The following is a 7,694-nucleotide window of genomic DNA, read 5'->3' on the forward strand; positions in this document are numbered from 1 at the left end:
GCCGCCCCCGGTCCATACGCCCCGGTCCGTACGCCGCGACCCCCGGTGTCCGTACCCCCGAACAGCACTGCCCCGGCGGCCGGTACCTCGTACCGGACACCGGGGCAGCACTCGGGTGATGGTGGGGCCGCGCCTCAGCCGACAACCTTCTTCAGGGCGTCGCCGAGCGCATCGGCCTCGTCCGGTGTCAGCTCGACGACGAGCCGACCGCCGCCTTCGAGCGGAACGCGCATGACGATGCCCCGCCCCTCCTTGGTCACCTCGAGCGGGCCGTCGCCCGTCCGCGGCTTCATGGCCGCCATGCTCGTTCCCCTTCCTGAAACCAGCTCATCGCAGCCGACAACCCAGGTGTCACCGGCATCGAACACGTTGCTTCTCCGTCATTATCCCGCATGGCACGACCCGATGACCAACATCGGTCGGCAACCCCTGCGCACGGCGCGCCCCCAAATCCACTCAATTCGGGGACGGGGCCGCGATTGCGTACGGCCGCCGCCACCGACCGAAGGGTCGGTTCTTTGACGCAGGTCACATATCGGCCGGTCATGATCTCCGGCATGCTGTGCGCTGACCGCCGTGGCGGGGCCGGTGACCCGGGCCCGCCGGTGCGGCACCGCCCGAGCAGCGACCCAGCCTCACCTCCGGAGGACCGCCATGGCCGACACCGTGCTCTACGAGCTTGACCGCGGACTCGCGACGATCACCCTCAACCGTCCCGACGCCATGAACGCGCTGAACATCGACACCAAGGTGGCGCTCCGGGACGCGCTGCTCCAGGCGGCCGAGGATCCGCAGGTACGGGCCGTCCTGCTCACCGGCTCCGGCCGGGCCTTCTGCGTCGGCCAGGACCTCAAGGAGCACATCGGGCTGCTGGCGGCGGACCGTGCGGGCACCGGCGAGGGCTCCACCATGAGCACGGTCGCGCTGCACTACAACCCGATCGTCACCGCGATCACGGGGATGCCGAAGCCGGTGGTCGCCGCGGTCAACGGGGTCGCGGCGGGCGCCGGGGCCGGTTTCGCCTTCGCCGCCGACTACCGGATCATCGCCGACACCGCATCCTTCAACACCTCGTTCGCCGGGGTCGCCCTGACCGCCGACTCCGGCGTCTCCTGGACCCTCCAGCGCCTGATCGGCCACGGCCGCGCCGCCGATCTGCTGCTCTTCCCCCGTAACGTCAGCGCCCAGGACGCGCTCGACCTGGGCATCGCCCACCGCGTCGTCCCCGCCGCGGACCTCGCCACGGAGGCCGCGGCGGTCGCCCGGGGCCTGGCCGAGGGGCCCACGGCGGCCTACGCGGCGCTCAAGGAATCCCTCGCCTTCGCGGCCGGCCACAGCCTCACCGAGTCCCTGGCCAAGGAGGACGAACTCCAGCGCCGCGCGGGAGCGTCGGACGACCACGCGATCGCGGTCGAGGCCTTCGTGAAGAAGGAACGGCCGCACTTCACCGGCCGCTGACCGCTGTGGGGCGCCCCCTCGGCCGGGGGCACCTCCCAGCGGTAGCCGGGGGAGAACCGAGCCCAAAAAAATCAGCGGAAGTGGCACTCGGCCAGGTGGTCGTTGACCAGGCCGCAGGCCTGCATCAGGGCGTAGGCCGTGGTGGGTCCGGTGAAGCGGAAGCCGTGCTTCTTGAGTGCGCGGCTGAGGGCCGTCGACTCCGGGGTGATCGCGGGGACATCGGCGGAGGTACGGGGGGCCGGGCGGCCGTCGGGCGCCGGGGCGTGGGACCAGATGAGCCGGTCCAGCTCGCCCGGCGCCAGCTCCGCCGCGGCCCGTGCGTTGGCGATCGTGGCCGCGATCTTGGCACGGTTGCGGATGATGCCGGGGTCGGCGAGCAGCCGCTGCTCATCGTCCTCGGTGAACTCCGCGACCTTCTTGATCGTGAAGTCGGCGAAGGCGGCCCGGAAGCTCTCCCGGCGACGCAGGATCGTCAGCCAGGACAGCCCGGACTGGAACGCCTCCAGACAGATCCGCTCATAGAGGGCATCATCGCCGTGGACCGGGCGGCCCCACTCCGTGTCGTGGTATTCGCGGTAGTCCGCCATGGCCTCGGTCTCAAGACCCCAGGGGCAGCGCGCCAGTCCGTCCGGCCCCGGGACCGTGCCCTGCCCACTCATGCCCCGCTCCCGAACTCGTCCCGGTACTCGGTCCCCTCGAAGTCGCCGGCGGCTTCGGGGCTCCGCAGGGGGCGCGGTCCCGCCTGGCCCGGCGCCCGGGCACCGGCGAGGGCCACCTCCAGCTCGGCGATCCGGGCGTCGCGCTCGGCGAGCTCGGCGCCGAGCCGCCCGAGCACATCGTCCACGTCCGCCATCCGGTAGCCGCGCAGCGTCATCGGCAGCCGCAGCGCCTCCACATCGGGACGGCCCACCGGGCGGTCCAGAGGCAGCGGATCGTCCAGCCGGTCCGGGGGTGCCTCGCCCAGCGGACCGCTGTCACCGCCCCCGACGACGGCGAGCGTGACCCCGCCGACCACTACGACCAGCGCGATCAGCAAGAACAAGAACACGATGATCGTCTCCCCGTGGGTGCATGGTTGGGTCTGTGTCCGTCGGCCTCGGTCTCTGTCTGCCTCGATCGTGCCATGCCCCTGTGACAGTTATCGTCGCTGCCCGCCCCCTGGAAGAAGACGTGAGGAAATTACGGATGCTGCGGCTGGGACGACGCGAGTTCGGCGAGAACGAGCGGGTGATCATGGCGATCGTGAACCGGACGCCGGATTCCTTCTACGACCCGGGCGCGACCTTCCGTGACGAGCCCGCGCTGGCCCGTGTCGGGCAGGCGGTGGCGGACGGCGCGGCCATCATCGACATCGGCGGGGTCAAGGCCGGTCCGGGGGACGAGGTGAGCGCGGCGGAGGAGGCGCGGCGCACGGTCGGCTTCGTGGCGGAGGTGCGCAGACGCCATCCGGACGTGGTGATCAGCGTCGACACCTGGCGGCACGAGGTGGGCGAGGCGGTCTGCGCGGCGGGCGCGGATGTGCTCAACGACGCATGGGGCGGGGTCGACCCGAAGCTGGCGGAGGTCGCCGCCCGGTACGGCGCCGGGCTGGTGTGCACCCACGCCGGCGGTGCGCGGCCGCGCACCCGGCCGCACCGGGTCACCTACGACGACGTGGTGGCGGACATCCTGCGGGTCACGCTGGAGCTGGCGGAGCGCGCCGTGGAACTGGGGGTCCGGCGCGACGGGATCATGATCGACCCGGGCCATGACTTCGGCAAGAACACCCGCCACTCGCTGGAGGCGACCCGGCGGCTGGGCGAGCTGACGGAGACCGGCTGGCCCGTGCTCGTCTCGCTGTCCAACAAGGACTTCGTGGGCGAGAGCCTGGACCGGCCGGTCCGGGAGCGACTCCTGGGCACGCTCGCGACGACCGCCGTGTCCGCCTGGCTCGGGGCTCAGGTCTACCGGGTGCACGAGGTGGCCGAGACCCGTCAGGTGCTGGACATGGTGTCGTCGATCGCGGGCCACCGGCCCCCGGCGGTCGCCCGCCGGGGACTGGCCTGACCTGCCCGTACGGCGCCCGGAGGGGGACCGCGTCAGGCGCCGGACTCCTTGGTCACCAGGTCGATCACCTCGTCGACGTCGTCGGTGAGGTGGAACAGGTGCAGATCGTGCGGGGACGCATTGCCCCGGGCGATGAGGGTGTGCTCCAGCCAGTCGACCAGGCCGCCCCAGTAGTCGCTGCCGAAGAGGACGACCGGGAAGCGGGTCACCTTCTTGGTCTGGAGGAGGGTCAGCGCCTCGAAGCACTCGTCGAGGGTGCCGAACCCGCCGGGCAGCACCACAAAGCCCTGGGCGTACTTCACGAACATCGTCTTGCGGACGAAGAAGTAGCGGAAGTTGACCCCGATGTCGACATAGGGATTCAGGCCCTGCTCATAGGGCAGCTCGATGCCCAGGCCCACGGAGACGCCGCCCGCCTCGCTCGCGCCACGGTTGGCGGCCTCCATCGCGCCGGGGCCACCGCCCGTGATCACGCCGAACCCCGCCTCGGCCAGCGCCCGCCCGATGCGGACCCCGGCCTCGTACTCCGGGGACCCCTCGGGCGTACGGGCGGAGCCGAACACACTGATCGCCCTGCCGAGTTCCGCCAGAGTGCCGAAGCCCTCGACGAATTCGGCCTGGATGCGCATGACGCGGAACGGGTCCTCGTGCACCCAGTGCGTGACTCCCTGGGTGTCCAGCAACCGCTGATCGGTCGTACCGGGTCGCATCTGGTGACGACGGCGCACGACCGGGCCCAGACGCTGCTCGTGCAGCGCTCGCTCTTCCTCGGCGTTGCCCACTGTGTGCTCCCTTCGCCAAGACCAAGACCTGTCAAAGATCTGTGGTCAGGGTAGGCCCCCGAGAGGGCGAAGAACCGAAACCCGGGCGACGCTCACCCGCCGAACCGCTGATCACAGCCCTTACGCGCCCGCCGGTGGCGCTAGCGCGTCAGCCAGGTGCGCAGTCGCTCCTCGGCCACCAGGATGGCGGCGGTCCGCACATGCTCCTCGCGGGTGTGGGCGAGCTTCGGGTCGCCCGGTCCGTAATTGACGGCAGGCATGCCGAGCGCCGAGAAGCGGGCGACATCGGTCCAGCCGTACTTGGGGGCCACCTCCACCCCGAGCGTGTCCACGAAGGTGGCGGCCGAGGGGTGGCCGAGGCCGGGCAGGGCGCCGGGCGCGCTGTCGGTGAGCTCGATCGCGAAGCCGTCGAAGACCTCGCGGACGTGGGCGAGCGCCTCCTCCTCGGAACGGTCGGGGGCGAAGCGGTAGTTCACCGTCACCGCGCAGAAGTCCGGGATGACGTTGGTCGCGTGGCCGCCCTCGATCCCCACCGCGTTGAGCCCCTCGCGGTAGATGAGCCCGTCGATGTCCACGCGCCGCGGCTCGTAGGCCGCCAGCCGGTCGAGGATCGGCGCCGCCTGGTGGATGGCGTTGTCACCGAGCCAGCTGCGCGCGGAGTGCGCGCGCCGCCCCTGCGTGGTCACCCGTACCCGCAGCGTGCCCTGGCAGCCGCCCTCGACCTTGCCCTCGGTCCCCTCCAGCAGGATGGCGAAGTCGCCGGCCAGCCACTCGGGCTGGTTCCTGGCCAGCCGCCCCAGCCCGTTGAGCTCGGCGGCGACCTCCTCGTGGTCGTAGAAGACGAAGGTGAGGTCGCGGTTGGGCTCGGGCACGGTCGCGGCGATCCGCAGCTGTACGGCGACGCCGGACTTCATGTCGGAGGTGCCGCAGCCCCACAGCACGCCGTCATCGTCGAGCCGGGAGGGCACGTTGTCGGCGATCGGCACGGTGTCGAGGTGGCCGGCCAGCACGATCCGCTCCGCGCGCCCCAGGTTCGTCCGGGCGACGACGGCGTCCCCGTCCCGGTCGACGGTCAGGTGCGGCAGGGCGCGCAGGGCCTGCTCGACGGCGTCGGCGAGCGCCTTCTCGTCACCGCTGACCGAGGGGAAGTCGACGAGCCGGGCGGTGAGCCGGGCCGCGTCCAGGGACAGGTCGAGTGCGGGGTGTTCCATACCCGCGACCCTAGCTCCCTGCCCCGGCCCCGCCCGGCGGCCCCTTGCCGCCGGCTCTCTCGTACGTGGCGTTCCCCCCGGCGGCCCCTTGCCGCCGGCTCTCTCGTACGTGGCGTTCCCCACCCCGGGCCCCTTGCCCCACCCGGCCGCGGGGCCCTCCAGTAACGTGTGCCGCGTGCCCGTGTCCGTCTTCTCCAGCCGTGCCCGTCTGCTCCGCGCCGCGGTCGCCTGTGCCGTTCTGCTCGGACTGGCCGGATACGTGGCGGCGCATCTGCTGACCGGTGGCGGGGGACCGCCGCGCTGTGTCGTACGGGCGGCCGGCGAGGATGTGCTGCTCGACCCCGAACAAGCGGTCAACGCGGCCACGATCGAGGCCGTGGCCGCCTCCCGCGGGCTGCCGGAGCGGGCGGTGACCATCGCGCTCGCCACCGCGCTGCAGGAGTCGGGGCTGCGCAACATCCGCCACGGCGACCGGGACTCGCAGGGCCTCTTCCAGCAACGCCCCTCCCAGGGCTGGGGCAGCGTGCGGCAGATCCGGGATCCGGTCTACGCCGCCGGGAAGTTCTACGACCATCTGGTGGAGGTGCCCGGCTATTCGCGGCTGCCGCTGACCGTGGCCGCGCAGCGGGTTCAGCGCAGCGGTTTCCCGCAGGCGTACGCGAAGCACGAGACGGAAGCGGTGGTGCTGACCGGTGCCCTCACCGGGCGTACGGCGGGCGCCTTCAGCTGCCCGGGGCCGCCGGACGACGGCCGTGCGGGGGACCCGGCACGGGTGCGGACGGCGCTGAAGCGCGAGTTCGGCGCCGACGCGCAGTCGCGGCTGGACTCGGCCGGGCACGGCGGTGGAAAGCACGCCGCCTCCCCCCACGCGGTGCTCGTCCCGGTGCGGCCGGCGACGGCCCGGGGCGGTGCGGCCGAGCGGGGCTGGGAATTGGCCCACTGGGCGGTGGCTCACTCGGACGAGTTGCGCATCGAACGCGTCTCTTACGGCAAGCGTGAATGGACCGCGGGGAATTCCGGTGGCGGCTGGCGGTCGGACAAGGAGACTTCCGGGGCGGAAGTCCGCATCACCCTCGCCCGATAGCACGGTCCATCACCGCAGTTCAGGGCGGTTGACGCGGGGTATTAAAGCTTTCATCGGAACGGGCTCAGCAGGTAATACGCGCAGAAACGGATAATGCGACGCATTGCCAATTCTTTACCTTGGCGTACCGCAACCTTCGCGCGACTCACGCGGTATTCACAGCGTCCGATCGCTGGACACCCCATGCCAACTGTCCCTCCCTCAAAGGAGCATCATGTCCCTCCCTCTCACGCGTCGGATCGCCCGAACCGCGCTGCTGGTCGCGGCGAGTGCGGCTCCCGTGGTCGGGGCCGCCGACGCCGCGAGTGCGGCGGATCAGGCCGTGCCGCAGAGCCCCAAGCTGGGCGGGCTGAGCGCACTGGACACCGCCACCGTCGGTGAGGTCGCCGACGTCGCCTCGCAGCAGGTCGGGAGCACGGCGGGTGACCTCAGCGGCAAGGCCGGCCGGACCGTCAAGGAGGTCCTCCCGGGCGGGGCCGCCCCGGCGCAGACCACCCCGGCCAAGGCTGCCAAGCCCGCTGCCAAGCCGGCCAACCCCGCGAAGGCGGCCAAGAGCACCGCGGCGAAGCCCGCCCACGCCAAGGAGGGCGTCGCGAAGGGCGCCCACACCAAGGCCGGTCAGGGCAAGGGCCTCCACGCCAAGGGCAAGCCCGCCCACGCCAAGGGCAAGCCCGCCCACGCCAAGGGCAAGGGCGGCGCTCACGCCAAGGGCAAGGCCGCCCCGGCCGCCAAGAAGGCCGCCCCGGCCAAGGCCGCTCCCGAACAGGCCGCGCCCAGCGCCCCGCAGGGCGACTCGCTGCCGGTCAAGGGCCTCCCGCTCAAGGGCCTCCCGCTGATCGGCTGATCGCACCGGACGGGCCAGAAGGATGCGCCGAAGCGGCCGGGGAGCCGACGCTCCCCGGCCGCTTCGCAGGCCGGATGGGGCGGGGCCTCAGCCCGCCAGCCGGAGACGCTCCCAGGCCGCTTCGCAGGCCGGATGGGGCGGGGCCTCAGCCCGCCAGCCGGAGACGCTCCCCGGCCGCTTCGCAGGCCGGATGGGGCGGGGCCTCAGCCCGCCAGCCGGAGACGCTCCCCGGCCGCTTCGCAGGCCGGATGGGGCGGGGCCTCAGCCCG

The 7,694-nt window shown here is 72.3% G+C and carries 8 protein-coding genes and 1 pseudogene; 4 read left to right on the top strand and 5 right to left on the bottom strand.

Annotated features, from left to right (window positions below):
• Nucleotides 1–134: 134 nt before the first annotated feature.
• Nucleotides 135–302, bottom strand: coding sequence for a DUF3117 domain-containing protein (locus ABZU99_RS01965; protein ID WP_003966491.1), 168 nt, complete (start codon nucleotides 300–302; stop codon nucleotides 135–137).
• 352 nt (nucleotides 303–654) lie between these two features.
• Here ABZU99_RS01965 and ABZU99_RS01970 point away from each other — a divergent pair, with 352 nt between their 5' ends.
• On the top strand, nucleotides 655–1,458 hold the full coding sequence (locus ABZU99_RS01970) for an enoyl-CoA hydratase-related protein (protein ID WP_355943300.1): 804 nt from the start codon (nucleotides 655–657) through the stop codon (nucleotides 1,456–1,458).
• Between the two features lie 71 nt (nucleotides 1,459–1,529).
• Here ABZU99_RS01970 and ABZU99_RS01975 read toward each other — a convergent pair whose 3' ends face one another.
• Both ABZU99_RS01975 and ABZU99_RS01980 read right to left on the bottom strand, forming a co-directional pair.
• Complete coding sequence (locus ABZU99_RS01975) at nucleotides 1,530–2,117, bottom strand: DNA-3-methyladenine glycosylase I (RefSeq protein WP_355943302.1); 588 nt, start codon at nucleotides 2,115–2,117, stop codon at nucleotides 1,530–1,532.
• On the bottom strand, nucleotides 2,114–2,512 hold the full coding sequence (locus tag ABZU99_RS01980; RefSeq protein WP_356050355.1) for a DivIVA domain-containing protein: 399 nt from the start codon (nucleotides 2,510–2,512) through the stop codon (nucleotides 2,114–2,116). The genes ABZU99_RS01975 and ABZU99_RS01980 overlap by 4 nt, the downstream gene beginning before the upstream one ends.
• A 131-nt stretch (nucleotides 2,513–2,643) precedes the next feature.
• Between ABZU99_RS01980 and folP the strand changes: the two genes are divergently transcribed.
• Nucleotides 2,644–3,504, top strand: coding sequence for a dihydropteroate synthase (gene folP, locus ABZU99_RS01985; protein WP_355943304.1), 861 nt, complete (start codon nucleotides 2,644–2,646; stop codon nucleotides 3,502–3,504).
• 32 nt (nucleotides 3,505–3,536) lie between these two features.
• On the opposite strand, the gene ABZU99_RS01990 is transcribed toward folP, so the two are convergent.
• Together ABZU99_RS01990 and dapE are read right to left on the bottom strand one after the other, a co-directional pair.
• Nucleotides 3,537–4,286 (bottom strand): TIGR00730 family Rossman fold protein, encoded by a 750-nt coding sequence (locus tag ABZU99_RS01990; protein ID WP_355943306.1) that lies wholly within the window; start codon nucleotides 4,284–4,286, stop codon nucleotides 3,537–3,539.
• Nucleotides 4,287–4,426: 140 nt separating this feature from the next.
• Complete coding sequence (gene dapE / locus ABZU99_RS01995) at nucleotides 4,427–5,497, bottom strand: succinyl-diaminopimelate desuccinylase (RefSeq protein ID WP_355943308.1); 1,071 nt, start codon at nucleotides 5,495–5,497, stop codon at nucleotides 4,427–4,429.
• Between the two features lie 166 nt (nucleotides 5,498–5,663).
• Here dapE and ABZU99_RS02000 point away from each other — a divergent pair, with 166 nt between their 5' ends.
• Both ABZU99_RS02000 and ABZU99_RS02005 read left to right on the top strand, forming a co-directional pair.
• Nucleotides 5,664–6,581, top strand: coding sequence for a hypothetical protein (locus ABZU99_RS02000; protein WP_355943310.1), 918 nt, complete (start codon nucleotides 5,664–5,666; stop codon nucleotides 6,579–6,581).
• Between the two features lie 214 nt (nucleotides 6,582–6,795).
• Nucleotides 6,796–6,987, top strand: a pseudogene (locus ABZU99_RS02005) (ATP-binding protein); the annotation flags it as partial.
• Nucleotides 6,988–7,694: the final 707 nt, after the last annotated feature.

Origin of the sequence: Streptomyces sp. NPDC005266, assembly GCF_040607655.1 — a bacterium.
GTDB lineage: Bacteria > Actinomycetota > Actinomycetes > Streptomycetales > Streptomycetaceae > Streptomyces.